The 20,908-nt window shown below is 65.4% G+C and carries 20 protein-coding genes and 1 pseudogene; 9 read left to right on the top strand and 12 right to left on the bottom strand.

From position 1 onward, the window contains the following. The first annotated feature begins 53 nt into the window (after nt 1–53). Together AC4EEO_RS09225 and AC4EEO_RS09230 are read left to right on the top strand one after the other, a co-directional pair. Nucleotides 54–1,505: an SDR family NAD(P)-dependent oxidoreductase gene (locus tag AC4EEO_RS09225; protein WP_109044603.1), complete on the top strand. Its 1,452-nt coding sequence runs from the start codon at nt 54–56 to the stop codon at nt 1,503–1,505. An 18-nt stretch (nt 1,506–1,523) separates the two neighbouring features. Beyond that, the gene (locus AC4EEO_RS09230; RefSeq protein WP_026264461.1) at nt 1,524–1,994 is read left to right on the top strand and encodes a pyridoxamine 5'-phosphate oxidase family protein; all 471 of its coding nucleotides are present in this window, start codon (nt 1,524–1,526) and stop codon (nt 1,992–1,994) included. Between the two features lie 47 nt (nt 1,995–2,041). Here the strand turns inward: AC4EEO_RS09230 and AC4EEO_RS09235 are convergent, their stop codons facing one another. From AC4EEO_RS09235 to AC4EEO_RS09245, 3 genes are read right to left on the bottom strand one after another with little or no spacing between them, the layout of a single operon-like run. Further along, nucleotides 2,042–2,893 carry a transglutaminase family protein gene (locus AC4EEO_RS09235; RefSeq protein WP_491340302.1) on the bottom strand — a complete coding sequence of 284 codons (852 nt, stop codon included), beginning with the start codon at nt 2,891–2,893 and terminating at the stop codon, nt 2,042–2,044. Continuing rightward, nucleotides 2,890–3,816 (bottom strand): alpha-E domain-containing protein, encoded by a 927-nt coding sequence (locus AC4EEO_RS09240; protein ID WP_018761308.1) that lies wholly within the window; start codon nt 3,814–3,816, stop codon nt 2,890–2,892. Before AC4EEO_RS09240 ends, AC4EEO_RS09235 begins: the two co-directional genes overlap by 4 nt. A 60-nt stretch (nt 3,817–3,876) precedes the next feature. Beyond that, nucleotides 3,877–5,433 carry a circularly permuted type 2 ATP-grasp protein gene (locus AC4EEO_RS09245; protein ID WP_018761307.1) on the bottom strand — a complete coding sequence of 519 codons (1,557 nt, stop codon included), beginning with the start codon at nt 5,431–5,433 and terminating at the stop codon, nt 3,877–3,879. 113 nt (nt 5,434–5,546) lie between these two features. On the opposite strand from AC4EEO_RS09245, the gene AC4EEO_RS09250 reads away from it, so the two are divergent. Both AC4EEO_RS09250 and pepN read left to right on the top strand, forming a co-directional pair. Next, complete coding sequence (locus AC4EEO_RS09250) at nt 5,547–6,605, top strand: YeiH family protein (RefSeq protein WP_491329943.1); 1,059 nt, start codon at nt 5,547–5,549, stop codon at nt 6,603–6,605. 33 nt (nt 6,606–6,638) lie between these two features. Continuing rightward, nucleotides 6,639–9,275, top strand: coding sequence for an aminopeptidase N (gene pepN, locus AC4EEO_RS09255; protein WP_491340303.1), 2,637 nt, complete (start codon nt 6,639–6,641; stop codon nt 9,273–9,275). Nucleotides 9,276–9,286: 11 nt separating this feature from the next. On the opposite strand, the gene lplAB is transcribed toward pepN, so the two are convergent. The 4 genes and pseudogenes from lplAB to AC4EEO_RS09275 form a co-directional block, all read right to left on the bottom strand. After that, nucleotides 9,287–10,381: a lipoate-protein ligase LplAB gene (gene lplAB / locus AC4EEO_RS09260; RefSeq protein WP_491340304.1), complete on the bottom strand. Its 1,095-nt coding sequence runs from the start codon at nt 10,379–10,381 to the stop codon at nt 9,287–9,289. Between the two features lie 97 nt (nt 10,382–10,478). Continuing rightward, complete coding sequence (locus AC4EEO_RS09265; protein ID WP_018761303.1) at nt 10,479–10,736, bottom strand: type B 50S ribosomal protein L31; 258 nt, start codon at nt 10,734–10,736, stop codon at nt 10,479–10,481. Between the two features lie 164 nt (nt 10,737–10,900). Further along, a pseudogene (locus tag AC4EEO_RS09270) lies at nt 10,901–11,005 on the bottom strand (TrmH family RNA methyltransferase); the annotation flags it as partial. Continuing rightward, the gene (locus AC4EEO_RS09275) at nt 10,990–11,931 is read right to left on the bottom strand and encodes a LysR family transcriptional regulator (protein WP_491340305.1); all 942 of its coding nucleotides are present in this window, start codon (nt 11,929–11,931) and stop codon (nt 10,990–10,992) included. The pseudogene AC4EEO_RS09270 and the gene AC4EEO_RS09275, both read right to left, overlap by 16 nt. Nucleotides 11,932–12,051: 120 nt before the next feature. Between AC4EEO_RS09275 and AC4EEO_RS09280 the strand changes: the two genes are divergently transcribed. The 4 genes from AC4EEO_RS09280 to AC4EEO_RS09295 all read left to right on the top strand — a co-directional run bounded on the left by AC4EEO_RS09280 (nt 12,052) and on the right by AC4EEO_RS09295 (nt 15,616). After that, complete coding sequence (locus AC4EEO_RS09280) at nt 12,052–13,044, top strand: DUF1852 domain-containing protein (RefSeq protein WP_491340306.1); 993 nt, start codon at nt 12,052–12,054, stop codon at nt 13,042–13,044. Nucleotides 13,045–13,064: 20 nt separating this feature from the next. Then, nucleotides 13,065–14,111, top strand: coding sequence for a methionine synthase (locus tag AC4EEO_RS09285; protein WP_285318107.1), 1,047 nt, complete (start codon nt 13,065–13,067; stop codon nt 14,109–14,111). Between the two features lie 2 nt (nt 14,112–14,113). After that, nucleotides 14,114–14,686: a flavin reductase family protein gene (locus tag AC4EEO_RS09290; RefSeq protein ID WP_491340307.1), complete on the top strand. Its 573-nt coding sequence runs from the start codon at nt 14,114–14,116 to the stop codon at nt 14,684–14,686. Nucleotides 14,687–14,899: 213 nt separating this feature from the next. After that, a complete protein-coding gene (locus AC4EEO_RS09295) occupies nt 14,900–15,616 on the top strand; it encodes a YoaK family protein (protein ID WP_491340308.1) in 717 nt (238 codons plus the stop codon). Between the two features lie 82 nt (nt 15,617–15,698). On the opposite strand, the gene AC4EEO_RS09300 is transcribed toward AC4EEO_RS09295, so the two are convergent. Genes AC4EEO_RS09300 through AC4EEO_RS09310 form a run of 3 tightly spaced genes read right to left on the bottom strand, consistent with a single transcriptional unit; the run spans nt 15,699 to nt 18,191 of the window. Next, on the bottom strand, nt 15,699–16,592 hold the full coding sequence (locus AC4EEO_RS09300) for a TrmH family RNA methyltransferase (protein WP_491340309.1): 894 nt from the start codon (nt 16,590–16,592) through the stop codon (nt 15,699–15,701). A gap of 7 nt (nt 16,593–16,599) precedes the next feature. After that, on the bottom strand, nt 16,600–17,385 hold the full coding sequence (locus tag AC4EEO_RS09305; RefSeq protein WP_491340310.1) for a sulfite exporter TauE/SafE family protein: 786 nt from the start codon (nt 17,383–17,385) through the stop codon (nt 16,600–16,602). A gap of 20 nt (nt 17,386–17,405) precedes the next feature. Further along, a complete protein-coding gene (locus AC4EEO_RS09310) occupies nt 17,406–18,191 on the bottom strand; it encodes an ABC transporter ATP-binding protein (RefSeq protein ID WP_018761300.1) in 786 nt (261 codons plus the stop codon). A 124-nt stretch (nt 18,192–18,315) separates the two neighbouring features. On the opposite strand from AC4EEO_RS09310, the gene serB reads away from it, so the two are divergent. Then, nucleotides 18,316–19,209, top strand: a complete 894-nt coding sequence (gene serB, locus AC4EEO_RS09315) for a phosphoserine phosphatase SerB (RefSeq protein ID WP_109044702.1) — start codon at nt 18,316–18,318, stop codon at nt 19,207–19,209. A 72-nt stretch (nt 19,210–19,281) separates the two neighbouring features. Here the strand turns inward: serB and AC4EEO_RS09320 are convergent, their stop codons facing one another. Both AC4EEO_RS09320 and fabG read right to left on the bottom strand, forming a co-directional pair. Next, the gene (locus AC4EEO_RS09320; protein WP_109044610.1) at nt 19,282–20,034 is read right to left on the bottom strand and encodes an SDR family oxidoreductase; all 753 of its coding nucleotides are present in this window, start codon (nt 20,032–20,034) and stop codon (nt 19,282–19,284) included. Nucleotides 20,035–20,174: 140 nt separating this feature from the next. Beyond that, on the bottom strand, nt 20,175–20,900 hold the full coding sequence (fabG, locus tag AC4EEO_RS09325; protein WP_491340311.1) for a 3-oxoacyl-ACP reductase FabG: 726 nt from the start codon (nt 20,898–20,900) through the stop codon (nt 20,175–20,177). Between the last annotated feature and the right edge of the window lie 8 nt (nt 20,901–20,908).

Here is a 20,908-nt window from a genome sequence, read left to right on the forward strand (position 1 = left end):
CGGAGCACCTGGACGGTCCTCCGGCCCGCGCCGTACGCTGTAAAATTTGGCTAATGAGCTCCCCCGATCTGACCCCTGAGGAAATCCAGGCCTGCCTCAAGGTCCTGAATACGATCCACGCGTACGACGAGGAGCACCCCGACTACGTTTCGGTGCGCCGCGCCACCGGCAAGATGTTCAAGGCCGTCAAGCGCCACCGCAGGGTCACCAAGCGCGATTCCATTGCCGAAGCCGACCGGGCAGTCATCGCCCAGACCGCCACCGCTGCCCCGGACCGGATCGACGACGAAACCCGCGGCAACAAACTGGCTCCGTCCGCCACCGGAAACATCGCCGGCCACCTCATCCGGTCACGCCCGTGCTACATCTGCAAGCAGCATTACACCCAGGTGGATGCCTTTTACCATCAGCTCTGCCCCGAATGCGCGGCCTTCAGCCACAGCAAGCGCGACGCACGCGTTGACCTCACCGGCCGGCGTGCGCTGCTCACCGGCGGCCGCGCCAAGATCGGGATGTACATTGCCCTCCGGCTGCTCCGGGACGGTGCCCATACCACCATCACCACCCGCTTCCCCAAGGACGCCGCCCGCCGGTTCGCCGCCATGGAGGACAGCGCCGACTGGCTGCACCGGCTCCGGATCGTCGGCATCGATCTCCGTGATCCGGCCCAGGTGATGGCATTGACCGATTCGCTGGACGAGGCCGGGCCGCTGGACATCATCATTAACAACGCGGCGCAGACCGTCCGCCGGTCAGGCAACGCCTACAAGCCGCTGGTGGATGCCGAGGATGAGCCGTTGCCCCCAGCCCTGGAACACGCCAACGGTGGTCCCGAGTTGCTGACCTTCGGCCACGCCCATGACAAGCACCCCCTGGCCCTGGCCGGCAGCGTGACCGAACACCCGGTCCTGGCCGGCGATGCGATCACGTCGCTCGCCCTGTCCACCGGCTCAGCGTCACTGGAACGGATTGCGTCCGGGACGGCCATCGACGCCGGGGGGCTGGTCCCGGACCTGGCCACCATCAACAGCTGGACCCAGGTGGTGGACGAAGTGGATCCGCTGGAAATGCTCGAAGTCCAGCTCTGCAACGTCACGGCCCCGTTCCTGCTGGTCAGCCGCCTTCGCGGGGCAATGAAACGGTCCACGGCGCGACGAAAGTACATCGTGAACGTCTCCGCCATGGAAGGCCAGTTCTCCCGGGCCTACAAGGGGCCGGGACACCCGCACACCAACATGGCCAAGGCAGCGCTGAACATGATGACCCGCACCAGCGCCCAGGAGATGCTGGACACCGACGGCATCCTGATGACGGCCGTGGACACCGGGTGGATCACCGACGAACGGCCCCACTTCACCAAGGTCCGGCTCATGGAGGAAGGCTTCCACGCTCCCCTGGACCTGGTGGACGGCGCGGCCCGCGTCTATGATCCGATCGTCATGGGCGAAAACGGTGAGGACCAGTACGGTGTCTTCCTCAAGGACTACAAGCCCAGCCCCTGGTGATGGGCGTATGCTCACGGCATGAGCAACGAGTCATCAACCCAAGTGGAGAACCTGGAACACCACGATTGCTGGGCATTGCTGCGGACCGTCTCCGTGGGCAGGCTCGCGGTACTGGTGGACGGGCGGCCGGACATTTTTCCGGTCAACTACACAGTGGACGGGGGCACCCTGGTGTTCCGCACCGGCCAGGGCACCAAGCTCTCCGCCGCAACCGGTGAGGACGCCGCCGTCGCCGTGGAGGCAGACGGCGTGGACCCGGCCACTGGCCTGGCGTGGAGCGTGGTGATCAAGGGGACCGCCGCACTGGTCACCAGCACCGAGGAGGTCCTCGATACCTCCCGCCTCTACCTGTTCCCCTGGCAGGCAGGACGCAAGGATGCGTTCGTGCGCGTCACCCCGGAGTCCATGACCGGGCGCCGCTTCAAAGTCACCGATCCGATGACCTGGTGGACGCAGATCAGCAGTTCGGCCAGGTCAGCACCGGAATAGGACGACGCCGGCACCTCCCCCGGCCGCGAGGGCCGGGGGCGCCGTGGTCAGGCGAGCTGGGTGATCTCGACGCTTACGTTGAGGGCGGACCCGCCACCGCCGGACAGGATGCCCTTCAGCGGAGGCACGTCGCGGTAGTCCCGGCCACGCGCCACCGTGACGTGGAAGTCCCCGGCCGGTTTGTGGTTGGTGGGGTCCCAGCTGCGCCAGTCCCCGTCCCACCATTCCAGCCAGGCGTGCGACTGCCCGGCCACGGTTTCGCCGATCCCGGCACTGGACCGCGGGTGCAGGTAGCCGGAAACATACCGGGCCGGAATGCCGCAGCTCCGCAGTGCACCGATGGCAAGGTGGGCCAAGTCCTGGCAGACACCCTGACGCTGGCCCCAGGCCTCTTCCGCATTGGTGGTGACGGCGGTGGAGCCGGACATATACGTCATCTCGCCCCGCATCCAGGCAAAGACCGCCATGGCCGCCTGGTGCGGGTTCTTGCCGGCCACCACGCCGGGAACGATGCCCAGGACTTCCTCACCGGGGCCGCTCAGCCGGGACTGCGGCAGCCAGTCGCTGAACGTGTTCAGGGTGTCCGGCGACGCCAGGACGTCCCAGCCCACGATGTCCGCCTCGGTGGGGATCTTTTCCGCCCGGTGCACCTCCACAGTGATGTTGGAGACCACTTCGAGGTTGTCGTGCGGCATCTGCATGTCAAAGGCCGTCACCCGGGTGCCCCAGTAGTCACGGTAGGTGCTGACGGCTGCCTGGGACGGGGACACCTTGACCACGGATTCCAGCACTACCTGCTGGGAGTCCGTCAGCGGCGTCATCCGGGCTTCGTTGTAGGACAGCGTCACCCGCTTGTTGTATTTGTAGGCCGTCCTGTGGACGATGCTCAACCGGGTCATGACACTTCTCCCACCCAGGCAAGTTCGTCCGCCTGATTGAAGTACTTACGGGAAATGGCATCCGAGGCCTGGGAAACCGCCTTCTGCACCCGCTCCATGTGCTCTGGCAGTTCGGACATGAGGTCATCCGTCCGGTGGAACTCGAGGAAGGTCCGGGCCTGGCCAACGATGCGGCGGGCGTCGTTGATGAAGCCAACCCGCTGCGCGGACGGATCCAGCTTGGCAAGGCACTCGTCGGCGTCGCGCAGTGCGTAGACAATCGACCGCGGGAACAACCGGTCCAGGAGCAGGAATTCGGCCGCGTGCTGGTCGCCGAACGCTGCCCGCCGGGTCCGCAGGAACGATTCGTAGGCACCGGCGCAGCGGAGCATGTTGACCCAGGACATCCCCGCAGAGAGCACGTCGCGGGTCGAGAGCATCCGGGCCGTCATGTCGGCGCGTTCCAGGGATCGGCCCAGGACCAGGAAGAGCCAGCTTTCGTCGTGGCTGACCGTGGTGTCGGCCAGGCCGCTGACCATGGCCGTCCGCTCCAGGGTCCAGTTGCAGAAGCGGTAGGTGCCCACCACATCCTTGCGGTGCTGGCTGAGCCCGTAGTACGTGGTGTTCAGGCTCTCCCACAAACCGGACGAGACGGTTTCCCTTGCACGGCGGGCGTTTTCCCGGGCTGCCCCGAGGGACCCGGCGATGGACGTGGCGCTCGTCTTGTCGTAGGCCAGGGCGTGCAGCAGTTCGGGCAGGCCAAAGTCTTCGCTTTGCGGCCGGGCTCCCATTACCGCCAGGAGTTCCTGGGCAACGCTTCGGCGTTCCTCCATCGGGAGGTGGTTCAGGCGCTCCAGGTGCACGTCGAGGATGCGGGCGGTGCCGTCCGCCCGCTCCACATAGCGGCCGATCCAAAACAAGGACTCGGCAATACGGCTAAGCATTCGCGGCTACCTCCTGCGCGTCCGGAACGTTGAAAGAAAAATGCCCGACGGCGGCGCGGCTCACTGCTGCTGCTCCGACTGGCGGTCCCGCCAGTTGCTTTCCACGGGCCACACGGAGACCCGCTCGCGGACCGTGACCGACTGGCGGGGAACAGTTTCCACCGGCATCTGGGGTGAATCGGCGAGGACCCAGGTGTCCTTGGATCCGCCGCCCTGGCTGGAATTGACGATCAGGGACCCTTCCTTCAGCGCCACCCGGGTGAGCCCGCCGGGGAGCACCCAGACATTCTCGCCGTCGTTCACGGCAAAGGGCCTCAGGTCCACGTGCCGGGGACCGAATTTGTCCCCGCCGAGGGTGGGAACGGTGGATAGCTGCAGCACGGGCTGGGCGATCCAGCCGCGCGGATCTGCGATGATCCGCTGGCGGAGGGCGTCCAGTTCATCTTTGGAAGCGTCCGGGCCGATGACCAGTCCTTTGCCGCCGGACCCGTCCACCGGCTTGACCACCAGTTCGGCAAGGTTGTCCAGGGTGTACTCCCTGGCCTCCTTCTCCTCGAGGCGGAAGGTGTCCACGTTCGCGATGATGGGTTCCTCGCTGAGGTAGTAGCGGATCAGGTCAGGGACGTAACTGTAAACCAGTTTGTCGTCCGCCACGCCATTGCCCACCGCGTTGGCGATGGTGACACCGCCGGCGCGGGCGGCGTTGACCAGGCCGGGGCAGCCGAGCATGGAATCGGAGCGGAATTGCAGCGGGTCCAGGAAGTCGTCGTCGATCCGCTTGTAGATGACGTCCACGCGCTGTTCGCCCGCGGTGGTGCGCATGTAGACACGGTTGCCGCGGCAGATGAGGTCGCGGCCTTCCACCAGTTCCACGCCCATGAGCCCGGCCAGGAGCGTGTGTTCGAAGTAGGCGCTGTTGAACACGCCGGGGGTGAGGACGACGACGGTGGGGTCGTCGACGCCGGCCGGCGCGGTCTTGCGCAGGGCCGAGAGCAGCCGGCGGGGATACTCCTCGACGGGCCTGATGAGCTGCTGGCCGAAGGCTTCGGGCAGGCCCTTGGCCATCGCGCGCCGGTTCTCCAGCACATAGCTCACGCCGGAGGGAACACGGACGTTGTCCTCCAGGACGCGGAACGTGCCGGCGGCGTCGCGGACGACGTCGATGCCGGAAATGTGGACCCGGACCCCGCCGGCCGGTTCAAAGCCGTGGACCTGGCGGTGGAAGTGTGCACTGGTGGTCACGAGCTGGCGCGGGATGACGCCGTCGGAGACCACCGTCATCTTGTCGTAGACGTCGTTCAGGAAAGCCTCGAGGGCGCGCACACGCTGGGCGACGCCGCGTTCCAGGACGCTCCACTCGGCGGCCGGGATGACGCGGGGAACGATGTCCAGCGGAAAGGGCCGTTCCTCGCCCGCGTAGTCGAACGTGACACCGCGGTCCAGGAAGGTGCGGGCCATCGAGTCCGCGCGCGCACTCACGTCCGCCAGCGAGAGTTTCCGGAGGGCGTCGGCCACCTGCCCGTACGAGTCCCTGGCCTGCTGGCCGGGGGCGAACATCTCGTCGTAGGCCCCGGTGCGGCCCGCGGCCTCGGAGTAATCCTGGAATAGGTCTGACATGTCCAATAGCCAACCATCTTTTTGTTTCGAATTCATTACTGCCATCCATTCTGGCGTGTTGGCACCGATGGCCCGGTTCGTACTTTACGGGCCTCTTCGGGCACAGTAGGTGAGTGCCAGACAGCAGAAGCCTCCCAGCGCCGGGCCACGGCGGTTCCCGTCGCCCGCTGGTCCGGCTCATGGCAGGCTTACTGACCGCGGCAGCCGCCGTTGCCGCCGCGTTTCTCGTGCACGGACTGGTTCCTGCCCTGCCGGCCATGACCGTTGCCGTGGTCCTGGGCGTCCTCGCCGCCAACCTGCCTGGATCGGGAGCGTGGACGGCCGGCCGTGCCAGGCCGGGTCTGGATTTCGCCGGCAAGCACCTGATGCGCGGCGGGATCGTGGTCCTGGGCCTGAAGGTCAGCGTCATGGACGTCCTGGGCCTGGGCTGGCCGGCGCTGGTCCTGATCGTGGGCGTCGTGGCTGCCAGCTTCGGCGGGACCTACGCGATCTGCCGCCTGTTCCGCCTGCCGCCGGTGACATCGCTGCTGGTGGCCACCGGGTTCTCCATCTGCGGCGCCTCGGCAATCGGCGCCATGGCCGCCGTCCGCCGCATCCGGCACGCGGATACGGTCCTGCCGGTGGCCCTGGTGACCCTCTGCGGAACCCTGGCCATTGGTGTCCTTCCCCTGCTTTCCCATCCGCTGGGGCTTTCCGCGGCCGTCTTCGGCGCCTGGACGGGTGCCTCGGTGCACGACGTCGGCCAGGTGGTGGCCACGGCGCAAACCGCCGGCACCGCGGCGCTGGCGATCGCCGTCGTCGTCAAGCTCACCCGGGTCCTGCTGCTGGCCCCGGTTGCCGCGCTGGCGGGGGCGCACCACCGCAGCGGCGCCCGGCCCCCGGCCGGGCCGGACGGTTCCACCGCGAAAAGGCCGCCGCTGGTGCCGTTGTTTGTCCTGGGGTTCGTTGCCATGGTGGCGCTTAGGTCAACGGGCTGGCTGGGTCCCGGCTGGCTCGAGGCCGGTGCCACCCTGCAGGACATCCTCCTGGGCGCAGCCTTGTTCGGGCTGGGCTCCGCGGTGCGGATCCGCACCCTGCTGCACACGGGCGGGCCGGCGCTCCTCGCGGCCCTCGCCTCCTGGCTCCTGATTGCCGTGCTGGGCCTTGCAGCCGCCTTCGTGATCGCGGGCTGAGTCAATCAAACGGCACCATGATTAGATAGCCGGGTGTCACATGAGAATCTGCAGCGCCGCGAAGCCGCTGAACGTTCAGTCCTGATCAGCACCACCAGTTACGACATCTCGCTGGATGTGCGGCAAGCGGCGGATCCGGCCGTCGCAGGGTATACGAGCCGCAGCGTCATCAACTTCACGGCTTCAGAGCCCGGCGCCAGCACGTTCCTGGATTTCATCGGCGGCGAAGTGCACAGCGTGTTCCTCAACGGCAAGGGCCTGCCGGTGGCGGAGGTGGTGGATGGCGCCCGGATCCGGCTGGACAACCTGCGGGCCGAGAACCAGGTGACCGTTACCGGCACGGCGTTGTACAGCCGCTCGGGCGAAGGCATGCACCGCTTCGTGGATCCGGCCGACGGCCAGTGCTACCTCTACACCCAGTACGAGCCGGCCGACGCCCGCCGGGTCTTCGCCAACTTCGAGCAGCCGGACCTCAAAGCCGCCTACACCTTCCATGTGACGGCGCCGGCCCACTGGCAGGTGGCATCCAACGGGGCAGAGGTGAACCGCACCCTGCTCACCAGCGATCCGGCTACCGCCCGGTGGGACTTCGCCACCACGCTGCCCCTGTCCACGTACATCACCACGGTCCTCGCCGGCCCCTACTTCAAGGCAGAAGACCGCTGGGAGGCAACGCTCGACGACGGCACCCGGCTGGACGTGCCGCTCGCCCTCTACTGCCGGGCGTCCATGGCGGCGTCCTTTGACCCGGAGGCGCTGTTCGGGCTCACCAAGGCGGGCCTGGACTTCTTCAACCGCCTCTTCGACTTCCCCTACCCTTGGGGGAAGTACGACCAGGCATTCGTGCCCGAGTACAACCTGGGCGCCATGGAAAATCCCGGCCTGGTCACCTTCACGGAAAGCTACGTCTTCACGTCCCGTGCCACGGATGCGCAGTACCAGGCCCGGGCCAACACCCTGATGCACGAGATGGCGCACATGTGGTTCGGCGACCTGGTGACCATGCAGTGGTGGGACGATCTTTGGCTCAAGGAGTCGTTCGCCGACTACATGGGCACCCTGGGCGTGGACCAGGCCACCGGCTGGGGCACCGCCTGGGTCAACTTCGCCAACAAGCGCAAGGCCTGGGCCTATGTGCAGGACCAGCTCCCCACTACCCACCCGATCGTGGCGGACATCCCCGACCTCGAAGCCGCCAAGCAGAACTTCGACGGCATTACCTACGCCAAGGGCGCCTCGGTGCTGAAGCAGCTGGTGGCCTACGTCGGCTTTGACGCCTTCATCGCCGGATCGCGGGAGTATTTCCGCAACCACGCCTATGGAAACACCACGCTGGCCGATCTCCTTGAGGCCCTGCAGGCCGCTTCCGGCCGGGATTTGACCGATTGGGCCCACCAGTGGCTGCAGACCTCCGGGATCTCCACCTTGTCCGTTCAGGTAGGCGCCGGCGGTTCCGGCGACGGCCTGCCGGCAGGGGTGGCCATCGTCCAGGAAGCAGTGGACCCGGCCACCGGACGCGAAGAGCTGCGGCCGCACCGCCTCCGGGTCGGCTCCTACGATTTCGACGGCGAGGGCGCGCTGGTCCGTACCAAGAGCTTTGAGACCGACGTGGCGGGCGCCAGGACGGAACTCCCCCAGCTTGCCGCACAGCCACGGCCCGCCCTCATCCTGGTCAACGATGACGACCTGACGTACGCCAAGGTACGGCTGGACCCGGACTCCCTGGCGACTGTCCGCGCCGCCCTGGACCGGATCACCGACCCTATGGCCCGCGCCCTCTGCTGGACGGCCTTGTGGAACTCTGCCCGCGACGCGCAAAGCCCTGCCACGCTCTACGTGGACGCCGTAGCCGCGTTTGCCCCCGCCGAGACCGGAATCGGCGTCCTGTTGAACATCCTCGACAACGCGGCCACCGCCGTCGAACACTATGTCCCGCCGGCAGCCAGGGACTCGGTCCGCGCGTCCTTCCTCGCCACCGCGGCAACCGAACTGGACCGGGCCACACCGGGTTCGGACCAGCAACTGGCCTGGGCGCGGACCTTGGCGGGCTTCAGCAGGCACGATCCCGCCCTGCTCCCGCGGCTCCGCGGCCTGCTGGACGGCTCAGCTCCCGTGCCAGGCCTGGCCGTCGACGCTGAACTGCGCTGGCAACTGTGGCACGCGCTGGCCGCCAACGGACAGGCCACCGCCACCGAACTCGATGCCGAACTCGCCCGGGACACCACGGCCTCCGGCCGCGCCGGCCACGCAACGGCGATGGCGGCCCGTCCCGAAGCCCACGTGAAAGCGGCAGCCTGGGACGCCGCCGTGAAGAAAGACGAGCTTTCCAACCAGCTGCTGTCAGCCACCATCAATGGTTTCAGCACGGCACCGGCACAGTTGCTTGACCCGTACGTCGGCCCGTACTTCGATTGCCTGCGGACCGTTTGGGCTGAGCGGAGCATCGAAATCGCCAGCCGGATCGTGCGCGGGCTCTACCCGTCAACGCAGAACTTGGCGCAGGGCGCGGCTCCTGAACAGCATGCAGTGGTCCGGCGGACGGATGACTGGCTGGCGGCCAACGGGGATGCACCGCGAGCCCTGCGCCGGATCATCATCGAACAGCGAAGCCACCTGGTGCGGGCGCTCACGGCGCAGGCCGCCGGCGTTTCGTCATCGGTCGGCGGGTAACCGCCGTGAGGCTACGGAACGCGGTAGAGCCACTCCTCGGTGCCGAATTTCGCAGCCACGCGTTCCTCGGCGGCTGCGAGCTCGTGCCCGGCCAGCTGTGACGGGGCGGCCCCGTAGCGCTCGCTGAACACCTCGATCATGGCTTCGATGATCGCCATCCGGGCAAGGCCCGTCTGCCGGCGGAGCGGATCGACGCGCTTCTTTGCGCTGCGGGTGCCCTTGTCAGAGAGTTTTTCCTTGCCGATCCGCAGCACCTCGACCATCTTGTCGGCGTCGATGTCATAGCTCATGGTCACGTGGTGCAGCATTCCCCCGTTGGCCAGGCGTTTTTGCGCGGCGCCGCCGATCTTTCCCTGATCCGTGGCGATGTCGTTGAGAGGGACGTAGAAGGCGTTGATACCGAGCTTCTCCAGTGCCGCCATGACCCAGGCGTCCAGGAACGGGTAGGAGTCGGCGAAGCTCAGCCCGTCCAACAGCGTCTGTGGCAGGTAGAGCGAGTACGTGATGCAGTTGCCGGCTTCCATGAACATCGCGCCGCCGCCGCTGATCCGCCGCACCACGTTGATGCCGTGCTTGGCCACACCGTCGGGATCCACCTCGTTCTGGACGGACTGGAAGCTGCCGATCACCACGGACGGTTCCTGCCAGTCCCAGAACCGCAGGGTGGGAGTCCGCTCCCCCGCTCCGACGGCCTCGGTGAGAACCTCGTCCAGGGCAACGTTGATTTCCGTGGGGAGCACCGTGGGCGCAATGACGTTCCAGTGGTGGTCCGTCCAGGAGGTCGCCTTGGCAAGCGCGCGGCGGACCGTCACGGCCACGGCGTCGGCCGAAAAGCCGAACAGGACGGCCCCGGCCGGGAGGGCGGCCGTGACGGCAGCAGCAAGGTCCGCGGCCGTCGTCGTCTCCGGCAGTCCGGTCAATGCCCGGTTGATGTCTTCCAAGGCTTCGTCGGGTTCGAGAAAGAAGTCGCCGCTGACGGAGACCTCCGCCAGAGCCCCGTCCTCGACGTAAAGGTCGACCACGACGAGCTTGCCGCCGGGGACCTTGTATTCGCCGTGCAGTCGCGGGGTGCCGGCAGGATCAGTGGCAGGAAAGGGCTGGCTCATGCTTCCCATCCTGCCCCAAAAAACGGGTGCACGGTTAAAGCAGAACGCCCGCACCGTTTCCGGTGCGGGCGTCCAGCAACAAGCTTGGGCGAAGGAATTACTTCTTGCCGCCGAAGCCCTTGAAGCGAGCGTTGAAGCGCTCGACGCGGCCTGCGGAGTCCATGATGCGCTGCTTGCCCGTGTAGAACGGGTGGGACTCGGACGAGATTTCGACGTCGATGACCGGGTAGGTGTTGCCGTCTTCCCACTCGATGGTCTTGGAGGAAGACACGGTGGAGCGGGTCAGGAACTTCGTGCCGGAGGCCAGGTCGTTGAAGACAACAGCTTCGTATTTCGGGTGGGTATCAGACTTCATAATTGGACCTTTGTTCGCGCAACTGGATTTTGCCAGTTGCCAGGTATGAATGGGATGGCTGGGATCTGTCGGATCAGCCGAAGCTGAAAAAGCAGGACAACCAGCTATCCATCATAGACCAAGCCGAGGGGGCTGACGAACCGGCGCCCCTGCGAAGGTGCAGGTCACCCCCGTGCGCGCAACTCCCAGAACGCCACGGCTGAGGCCGCGGCCACATTGAGGGAAGGGTAAAGAACCGCCCGCTCAACTGCAGTCAGCCGAGTAGCGCTACGCCGAATTCAGCGACGACGGCCCGCAGTTCCCCGAGGTAGCGCTGCGCTTGGTCGGTGAGCGGAATCGCGGCGTGGCCAATCCAGCCGATTTCGATGCGTTCGTCAACGTCGAGCGGGATGGCGACGATCTCCGGGTCGAGCTGCCCACTGATGATTCCCGTCGAAATCGTGTAGCCGTGGAGCCCGATCATGAGGTTGAAGATCGTCGCACGGTCAGAGACCCGGATCTCCTGCTTACTGGACAAGGTGGAGAGAATCTCCTCGGCGAAGTAAAAGGAGTTGTTCGCACCTTGATCGAAGGTCAGCCGCGGCAAGGCGGCAAGGTCTTCCAGGGTCGCCCGCTCTTTTGAGGCGAGCGGGTTGTTCCGTGAAGTGAAGATGTGCGGATCGGCGAGGAACAGCGGAGAGAACGCAAGCCCGGATTCGCGGAGCAGCTTGTCGATGATCTTCCGGTTGAAATCGTTCCGGTAGAGGATGCCTATCTCGCTGCGGAGCGTCCGGACGTCCTCGATGATGTCCCAAGTGCGGGACTCACGCAGCGAGAACTCGTATTCGGCCACCTCAGTGGCCTTGACCATCCGGACGAAGGCGTCCACCGCGAACGAGTAGTGCTGCGTTGACACCCCAAGCAGGCGTCGCCGCGGTGGCCTACCAAGGTAGCGCTGCTCGAGGAGAGCGAACTGCTCGACGACCTGCCTCGCGTAGCCGAGGAACTCTACTCCGTCGGCGGTGAGGGTGACCCCGCGGGCGGAGCGAACCAGGAGCGCACGGCCCACCCTGGCCTCAAGGTCCTTCATCGCGGCGGACATCGTCGGCTGCGCGACGTAGAGAAGATCGGCAGCCGCGGAGATCGACCCCTCAGCTGCAACTTCTATGAAGTAGCGCAGTTGCTGCAGGGTCAATCCGCTCGTTATCTGAGGCATAGGCAAATTCTATATGAATGCATAACAGCCACTAGTTACTTGATACCCCTCGGAAGGTTGCAGCATGGATGCATCCCCTTCGGAAAGGCCGTCTCCGGCCCATCAACGGATTGGCAGCACATGGCAGACGACTTCACCTTCAGCATTACCACGACCCGCTTCGACGAGGACTACTCCCCGTCGGAAGGATCCCGGATCACGACGAACTTCGCCAACCTGGCGCGGGGCGAGCACCGTCAGGAGAACCTCCGCAACGCCTTGACCATGATTCGGCGCCGTTTCAACGATCTCGCAGACTGGGACAACCCGGATCGGGACCGCTACGCGCTCGAGCTTGAGATCGTTTCCGTGCAGATACAGTTCACCGCGGACGGCACGGATCAGCAGTTCCCGCTGTTCGAGGTTCTCGATATCCAGATCGTCGACCTGCTGAACGGGGTCCGCCACCAAGGGATCGTCGGCAACAACTTCTCCTCCTACGTCCGAGACTTCGACTTCAGCGTCGTACTGCCAGCGGCAGCCGGGGACTCAGGCAAGCCCACGGTGCCCGAGGACTTCGGCGATCTTCACGGCAAGCTGTTCCAGCACTTCCTCGATTCCCCGGCATACCGGGAGCGCTTCCCGCAGCCGCCAGTGGTGTGCATCAGCGTCTCCACAAGCAAGACGTACCGGCGAACGGAGAACCGCCACCCGGTCCTGGGCGTCGAGTTCCAGCAGGACGAGTTCTCGCTGACGGATGCGTACTTCGCAAAGATGGGGCTGCAGGTGCGCTACTTCATGCCACGCGGCAGCGTTGCGCCGCTCGCCTTCTATTTCCGCGGCGACCTGCTCAACGACTACTCCAACCTGCAGCTCATCGGCACCATCAGCACCATGGAGACGTTCCAGAAGATCTACCGCCCGGAGGTCTACAACGCGAACTCCGCCGCCGCCCACGTTTACCAGCCGAGCCTGTGCGAGCAGGATTACTCGCGGACCCAGATCGCTTACGACCGCGTCGAGCGCGGTCAGCTCGCGATCACGCAGGCGAAGTACACGGAGGAGTACTTCATCAAGCCCCACAAGGATCTGTTGGACCAGTGGACCGCCAACTACCCCGCCCTCGTCAACTGACCCACGGAGAATCGTCAATCATGAACACACTTTTGCCCACCACCGTCGTCGGTAGCCTGCCGAAACCATCGTGGCTCGCACAGCCGGAGACTCTTTGGTCCCCGTGGAAGCTGGAGGGAGAAGCGCTGCTCGAGGGCAAACAGGATGCCCTGCGCATCGCCATCCACGAGCAGAGCCTGCGCGGCATCGACATCGTCAGCGACGGCGAGCAAACCCGCCAGCACTTCGTCACGACCTTCATCGAGAATCTCAGCGGGGTCGACTTTGAACAACGCAAGACCGTGCGCATCCGCGACCGCTACGACGCAAGCGTACCGACCGTCGTCGGACCGGTGCGCCGCGAGCGGCCGGTATTCGTCGACGACGCAAAGTTCCTCCGCGCGACCACTGACCGGCCGATCAAATGGACTCTTCCCGGTCCAATGACGATGGTGGATACGCTCTACGATGACCACTACAAGAGCCGCGAGAAACTGGCCTGGGAGTTCGCCACGATCCTGAACCAGGAGGCGAAAGAACTCGAAGCGGCCGGCGTTGACATCATCCAGTTCGACGAGCCCGCGTTCAATGTCTTCCTCGATGAGGTCAAGGATTGGGGCGTGGCTGCGCTTGAGAGAGCCGCAGAAGGACTGCGCGCTGAGACCGCCGTGCATATCTGCTACGGCTACGGGATCAAGGCGAACAATGACTGGAAGGCGACGCTCGGCTCACAGTGGCGGCAGTACGAGGAAACGTTTCCGCTCCTGCAGAACTCCAGCATCGACATCATCTCGCTGGAATCCCAGAACTCTCACGTGCCCATGGACCTCATCGAGCTCCTCCGCGGCAAGAAAGTCATGCTCGGGGCAATCGACGTCGCAAGCGAGACCATCGAGACCCCGGAGGAGGTCGCCAACACCCTCCGCATGGCCCTCCAGTTCGTCGATGCGGACAAGCTCATCCCCAGCTCCAACTGTGGCATGGCACCGTTCCCCCGGGACGTCGCACTGGCCAAGCTGAGTGCCCTCAGCGCAGGGACGAACATCATTCGCGAGGAACTCGCCCGCTCCGCCCCCAAGGTGTCATAAGGATGTTCCATGCTTACCCCACGGACACATGGCTCGAGGCTCCGACGCAAAGCTTCCCGTCCTCCCTCTCCGCCGACGAATTCAAAGCACTGTTCCGTGGCCATCCGGGAGGTGTCGCCGTCATCACGGCCGATGCCGGCGAAGGACCGGTGGCACTGACGGTATCTTCGGTCGTGTCAGTGAGTGCGGAACCTCCGTTGATGATCTTCTCGGTCTCGGCACTGTCCTCTGCGTCCGAAGTACTTTCCCGCGCCGAAACCGTCGTCGTGCACCTGCTGGACGCGCTCGACGTCGACTTGGCGAAGTTTGGAGCGACCCCCGGCGCCGACCGCTTTGACCAGACGCACCGCTGGTCGCCCCTTGCAACCGGCGAAGCGGTGTATGAGGATGTCCGCGCCTGGGTGCGCTGCGCCGTCATCGATTGCATGGAGGTGGGCACATCCACCATCATCGCCGTTCACGCCCTGGAGTCCCGCGTGCTGCGTGACGTCCAAGCGGGCGAACCCGGCGACGCCCTGGTCTACTACAACCGTTCATGGCACCGTCTGGGCGAGCATTCCAAGCTTGAAGCCTGATTGACGATGACACCGTTGCCCAGTTGGGCGAGACAAACGTTCACGATCCGGAACGGCAAGGGCCGGGACGACCTTGCCGGCCATTCCGTGATTGCACGTCGACGCTACGATGGCGCCCCGGCCACCGGCGCAAATCCCATCTAAAACCACCAACAAGCATGTCCGAGGGGCGGTCATAGAGACCTCCCCTCACGATGAAAGATCCCTTAGACCATGACATCAGCTGTAGCCAGCTCAGGTACCAAAACCGCCTCTACCCCACAAGAAAATGCGTCGTCTCCGGAAAAGTTCCGACTGATGCTCATGATGGCCCTAACGCTCGTTACAGGTGTGGTTGACGCGGTCGGCTACCTTGGACTTGATCACGTCTTCACCGGAAATATGACCGGCAACGTGGTGATTCTTGCGATGGCGTTAGCCGGGGCGGCGAACCTGCCAACTTTGGGCCCACTGGTAGCACTTGGTGCCTTTCTCCTTGGCGCGGCGGTTGCCGGATCTACGCTCCAGTCAAGCCCGAAAGGCTGGAACCGCCGGGTGACGCTCCTTCTCACAGCGGGTTGTATCGCGTTGACGGGAACCGCCGCCATCTCTCTCATCGTGGAAGACGTCGGCCGGCAGTCCATTGGTGTCATTGTGGCCGCCGTTATCGCCATGCACATGGGCTCCCAAGCCCTGATTGCGCGGCATTTGGGCGTACGAGACATGACCACAGTGGTCATTACTTCCACCATGACTTCCCTCGCCGGAGAGTCACTTGTGGGCAAGCAACGGCCCCGGTTGCTCAACCGACGGCTGGGCGCTGTCCTCGCCATGTTCGCCGGGGCCGCCAGCGGAGTACTCCTGCTGCAAATCCATTTCAGCGTCCCGATCGGCCTCGGCATCACCATCACCGCCGCTGTGACGATCCTGGGGAGTCGCCGCTGGCATTGATGCGGTGCATCCCCCGGCGCATCAATGCCGGCTCTTCATGCTCCTGACGCCGCGGTAGGGGCGGGGGCGTCACGCTCAGCCCCTACTTGGTCGCGTAGAAGGCGACCGCCGACGAGGCGGCCACGTTGAGGGAGTCGACGCCGTTCATCATCGGAATGGTCACGCGCGCGTCGAGCACCTGATCAGTCTCAGGCCTCAGCCCCTCTCCCTCCGTGCCGAAGACCAGGGCCAGGTTCGGGTGGTCCTGGGCGACCAGCTCATCGAGTGTGATGGCACCTTGGCCGAGCGACATGCCGGCGACGAAGTAGCCTGCGTCCTTGAGTACCTCAAGGTCACCAGGCCACGACTCGATTCTGGTCCAGGGCACTTGGAACACAGTCCCCATCGACACCCGGATGGAGCGTCGGTAGAGCGGGTCGGCGCACTGCGGAGAGACCAGGACAGCGTCGACGCCAATGGCTGCGGCGCTGCGGAAAATCGCCCCAACGTTTGTATGGTCGGTAAGGTTCTCCAGGACCGCGATCCTTGATCGTCCCGGCGTACGAGCTCGATCAGGCTCTTGGATTTTGCGACCACTCACGTTGGTGTGGGCCGCGGTGTCCTCCAGCACGGCCACGCGGCGTGCACCGGCGAGGAGCTCCGGCAGGGGCACCGGGGCCGGGCGCTGCATCGCCGCCATCGCGCCGCGGTGGAGGTGGAAACCGGTGATTTCCTCCAGCAACGCGGCCGAGCCAATGTAGGCGGGAACGTCAGGGTAGGCCTGGAAGACGTCGTCGAGGTCCGCCATCCACTTCTCTGCCAGGAAGAAAGAGCGCGGCGCATGGCCTGCCGCCAGGGCGCGGCGGAGCACCCGCGACGATTCGGCGATATACATCCCCTCGGCAGGCTCGCGGAGCTTGCGCAGGTGGACATCGGTGAGCGTGGTGTAGTCGCTTACGCGCGGGTCATCGGCGGATTCGAGGTAGTGGAAGGTCACCGGGTGATTATTTCAGCAGGTTGGCGATCATGACGCCCAGGGCCACGATGCCCAGGCTGAAGATGACCGCCCGGAGGACGCGCGGCGAGAGCTTCCGGCCCACCTTCGATCCCATCAGGCCGCCGATGGTGGAACTGACGGCAATCAGCAGAACCACCAGCCAGTTGATCCGGTCAAAGGCGAAGACCAGGTAGGAGATGGCGGCCACCATGTTCACGCCGAGGACCAGGATGTTCTTCATGGCGTTGGCGTTCTGGATGGTCCCGGTGAGGAACACGCCGAGGATTCCCACCAGCAGGATTCCTTGTGCTGCGACGAAGTAGCCGCCGTACACGCCGGCCAGGTACACAAGCACCACCAGGAGGATCCCGTGGCGTTTGTCCCGTACGGCGTGCGCCGGATTGGCCTCGCGGTTGCGGACCCAGTCCTGGAGCCTGGGCTGGAACACCACCATCAGCAGCGCCAGTACCAGGAGCACGGGTGCGACGTAATGGAAGACCTGTTCGGGCAGGTGCAGCAGCAGCCAGGCCCCGGTGATCCCGCCGAGGACCGACGCCGGCAGGAGCCGGAGCACCTGGCGTCCCCGTCCTGCGAGCTCCCGGCGGTAGCCGAACGCACCGGCCGCGGTACCGGCGACGAGTCCCATGGCGTTGCTCATGGAAGCCACGACCGGGGCCACCCCCAGGGCGATGAGGACCGGGAAGGTGACCAGGGTCCCGGAGCCAACTACTGCATTGATGGTCCCGGCCCACAGGCCGGCGATGAACACAATGATGCTGCTGAAAAATTCCACAACGGTTGGGCAGGCGTGGCTTAACGGCGCGCGGTGGCGGTGTAACGGCCCGCGTTTTCGGACACGTCCAAGGGAAGGCCGAAAGTGGTGCTCAGGTGTTCTTCGGTGAGGACCTCGGTGATGGGGCCGGCGGCCACCACGCCTCCGTCGCGGAGCAGCATGGCGTGCGTGAAGCCGGGAGGCACTTCTTCGAGGTGGTGCGTGACCAGGACCATGGCCGGAGCAGCTTCGTCGCGGGCGAGCTCGCCAAGCTTGTGCACCAGTTCTTCACGTCCCCCAAGGTCCAGGCCGGCGCCCGGCTCATCCAGCAGCAGCAGCTCGGGATCGGTCATCAGGGCGCGGGCGATCTGGACACGCTTCCGCTCCCCCTCGGACAAGGTGGCGAAGGTCCGGTTGAGCAGCGGTCCCATGCCCCAGTCGTTCAAGAGCCGGAAGGCGCGCCGTTCGTCGTCGCGCTCGTACCCTTCCCGCCAGCGTCCGGTGACGCCGTACGCCGCGGTGACCACCACGTTGAGGACGTTCTCATGCTCGGGGATCTGGGTGGCCAGGGCTGCCGATGACAGGCCAATGCGTGGCCGGAGCTCGAAGACGTCCACCCGGCCAAGGACTTCGTCAAGGATGCCTGCGGTGCCGCTGCTGGGGTGGAGCCGGGCTGCCGCAATCTGGAGGAGGGTGGTTTTGCCGGCGCCGTTCGGGCCAAGGATGACCCACCGCTCGCCCTCGTTGACCTGCCAGTCGACCTTGTCCAGCAGGGTCTTCTTACCACGGACAACGCTGACGGAGTCCAGTTCCAGAACATCACTCATAGGAATAGACACTAGGACAAAAAAGATGATGACTGATAACCGGCGTGAAGGTCCCCGGGAACCCCCGAAGGCGGTTGCGCAACGAATGCAGGGGACCTTGTTGCCGCTCGATAAGATTGCAGGCATGACTTCGAACGTTACTGCGGTCAGCTATGGCCAAAATTTGACCCCCGACGGGCTGGAGCAGCTGCGTTCCGTCCTTGCTGCACAGGGCGCCGAGGTGCTGTCCGAGACCGGCCTGGGCGATGACCGCTACCAGGTGTCCCTGGCCGAACTCGCCTTTCCCGACAACACGGCGGCCGGGCTCGCGTCCCTGCGGCGGGCCGTGGCAGAGGCCGCGATCGAGGGTTTTGACACCGCCCTGGTGCCGGCCGGGCTGCGCGCCGCCGAACGGAAGCTGCTGATCATGGACGTCGATTCCACCCTGATCCAGCAGGAGGTTATCGAACTCCTGGCCGCGTACGCCGGCAAGCGGGAAGAAGTGGCCGCCGTGACCGAGGCCGCCATGCGCGGCGAACTGGATTTCGCGCAGTCCCTCCACGCCCGGGTGGCTGTCCTCGCGGGGCTGCCGGCCGACGTCGTCAATTCCGTCCGCCACGAAGTCCAACTCAGCGAAGGGGCCGCCGAACTGGTTGCCGCGTTCAAGGCCGCAGGCCACGTGGTGGCTGTGGTCTCCGGTGGCTTCAACCAGATCCTCGCACCGATCGCCGCGGACCTTGGCCTGGACTACTGGCAGGCCAACGAACTGGAAATCGTGGACGGTGCGCTGACCGGCAAGGTGCTCGGCGCGGTGGTGGACCGGGCCGCGAAGGAGAAGTACCTGCGCGAGTGGGCCGCGGCGGAGGGCATTGCCCTGGAACACACCGTGGCCGTAGGCGATGGCGCCAACGACCTGGACATGCTCGGCGCCGCCGGCATCGGGGTGGCGTTCAACGCCAAGCCGGCCGTCAGGGCGGTAGCGGATGCCGCAGTGAACATGCCTTACCTGGACGCCGTCCGCTACATCGCTGGGGTCTGAGTCCCTGCAAACAACTGATGGGCTCCGCTTGGCGGAGCCCATCAGGGATTTAAGGTGTACAACAGCGGGCGGCTACTGGACGCCCTTGCCGAAGTAGTCTGCGCCGCCGGCATACTCGGTGTGGCCGGACTCGACGTCGGCCGTTGCCATACCGGCCACAACCTGGGCGAATTCCTCCACGGAGTACAGCTTCCCGGCTTCGGCGCGGCGTGCCTCGATGGCACCTGGCGTGGAGCGGTCCAGGAGCGTGGCGGTGACGGTGCCTTCGATCATGTCCCCGGAGACCACCACGAGGGAGATGCCCTTCTCCGCGAGGTTGGGGATCAGTTCCCGGAGGGCGTCCTCACCGGCGCGCTTGCTGCGGGCAACGGGCTCGTACGCTTCCATGGTGGGAACGGTGTTGATGAAGTGGGCCTGGTGGCTGGTGACAAACACCACGCGGGAGCCTTCCCGCATGAGAGGCACGGCGGCGTTGAGCATGTTCACCTGCGCGTCGCGGTTCAGTTTGAGCGCGTAGTCCTCCCCCATCCCCGTTTCCATGCCGCCGGAGGCGTTCAGGACCAGGATGTCCAGGGACCCGAAGTTTTCCATGGCCGCGCTGGCCAGCGCCTGCACGCCTTCCTGTGTGGTGAGGTCGGCACCGACGGCTACCGCCCGGCCGCCGTCGGCCTCGATTCCCTGTACCACTTTGTTGGCGCGGGGCGCCTTCTGGCGGTAATTGACGACGACGGCGGCGCCTTCCGAGGCGAGGATCTTGGCTACGTCCGCGCCGATGCCCCGCGATGATCCGGTGACGATGGCCGTCTTGTTGTCCAGCAGTCCCATACGAGCTTCCTTTGTTCGAAACATCCAAATCGTTGTGGCCTGCAGTCCATCATGCCAGCGGCTGTTCCCAATGCCTTTGTCCGACCTCGACAAATAAGGGCCACCGGCCTAGTGCACTGCAGGGCCGTGGGCGGGGCCGGTCAGTGCCCCATGCCCAGGCCGCCGTCCACCGGGATGACGGCCCCGGAGATGTAGGCGGCTTCGTCGCTGGCGATCCAGCGGACCACATTGGCAACCTCTGACGCTTCGGCGAAGCGGCCGGCCGGAATGCTGGCCAGGTAGTCCTTCTGGGTTGCTTCGGGGAGTTCGGCGGTCATGTCGGTATTGATGAAACCGGGGGCCACCACGTTGGCTGTGATGCCGCGTGAACCAAGTTCGCGGGTGAGGGACCGGGCGATGCCCACCAGTCCGGCCTTGGACGCGGAGTAGTTGATCTGGCCCGGAGCGCCATACAGGCCGGACACCGAGGAGATCAGGACGACGCGGCCCTTGCGCAGCCGGATCATCCCTTTGGACGCACACTTGATGACGCGGAACGCGCCGGTGAGGTTGGTGTCGATCACGGAGGTGAAGTCGTCCTCGCTCATGCGCAGCAGCAGCGTGTCCTTGGTGATGCCGGCATTGGCCACCAGGACTTCGACGGGGCCGTGGGCGGCTTCCACTTCCTTGAAGGCTGCGTCCACGAAGGCCTCGTCGGTCACGTCGGCCTTGACCCCGAGGATTCCCTCCGGCAGCTGCGATTCACTGCGGTAGGTCACGGCCACTTTGTCGCCGTTGGCCAGGAATGCCTGTGCGATTGCCAGGCCGATACCGCGGTTTCCGCCGGTGATCAGGACGCTGCGGGCTGCGGAAACTGCTTCAGTCATAGAGGGCT

The organism is Pseudarthrobacter sp. MOO13 (assembly GCF_058267655.1).

Bases quoted from the DNA above. Each gene is read 5' to 3' on its own strand.
- AC4EEO_RS09265 (WP_018761303.1), bottom strand. From the start codon at position 10,736: ATGAAGTCTGATACCCACCCGAAATACGAAGCTGTTGTCTTCAACGAC.
- AC4EEO_RS09240 (WP_018761308.1), bottom strand. From the start codon at position 3,816: ATGCTTAGCCGTATTGCCGAGTCCTTGTTTTGGATCGGCCGCTATGTG.
- AC4EEO_RS09290 (WP_491340307.1), top strand. From the start codon at position 14,114: ATGTTCCATGCTTACCCCACGGACACATGGCTCGAGGCTCCGACGCAA.
- fabG (WP_491340311.1), bottom strand. From the start codon at position 20,900: ATGACTGAAGCAGTTTCCGCAGCCCGCAGCGTCCTGATCACCGGCGGA.
- AC4EEO_RS09225 (WP_109044603.1), top strand. From the start codon at position 54: ATGAGCTCCCCCGATCTGACCCCTGAGGAAATCCAGGCCTGCCTCAAG.
- AC4EEO_RS09285 (WP_285318107.1), top strand. From the start codon at position 13,065: ATGAACACACTTTTGCCCACCACCGTCGTCGGTAGCCTGCCGAAACCA.
- AC4EEO_RS09275 (WP_491340305.1), bottom strand. From the start codon at position 11,931: ATGCCTCAGATAACGAGCGGATTGACCCTGCAGCAACTGCGCTACTTC.
- AC4EEO_RS09230 (WP_026264461.1), top strand. From the start codon at position 1,524: ATGAGCAACGAGTCATCAACCCAAGTGGAGAACCTGGAACACCACGAT.
- lplAB (WP_491340304.1), bottom strand. From the start codon at position 10,381: ATGAGCCAGCCCTTTCCTGCCACTGATCCTGCCGGCACCCCGCGACTG.
- AC4EEO_RS09295 (WP_491340308.1), top strand. From the start codon at position 14,900: ATGACATCAGCTGTAGCCAGCTCAGGTACCAAAACCGCCTCTACCCCA.
- AC4EEO_RS09310 (WP_018761300.1), bottom strand. From the start codon at position 18,191: ATGAGTGATGTTCTGGAACTGGACTCCGTCAGCGTTGTCCGTGGTAAG.
- serB (WP_109044702.1), top strand. From the start codon at position 18,316: ATGACTTCGAACGTTACTGCGGTCAGCTATGGCCAAAATTTGACCCCC.
- AC4EEO_RS09320 (WP_109044610.1), bottom strand. From the start codon at position 20,034: ATGGGACTGCTGGACAACAAGACGGCCATCGTCACCGGATCATCGCGG.
- AC4EEO_RS09280 (WP_491340306.1), top strand. From the start codon at position 12,052: ATGGCAGACGACTTCACCTTCAGCATTACCACGACCCGCTTCGACGAG.
- AC4EEO_RS09235 (WP_491340302.1), bottom strand. From the start codon at position 2,893: ATGACCCGGTTGAGCATCGTCCACAGGACGGCCTACAAATACAACAAG.
- AC4EEO_RS09245 (WP_018761307.1), bottom strand. From the start codon at position 5,433: ATGTCAGACCTATTCCAGGATTACTCCGAGGCCGCGGGCCGCACCGGG.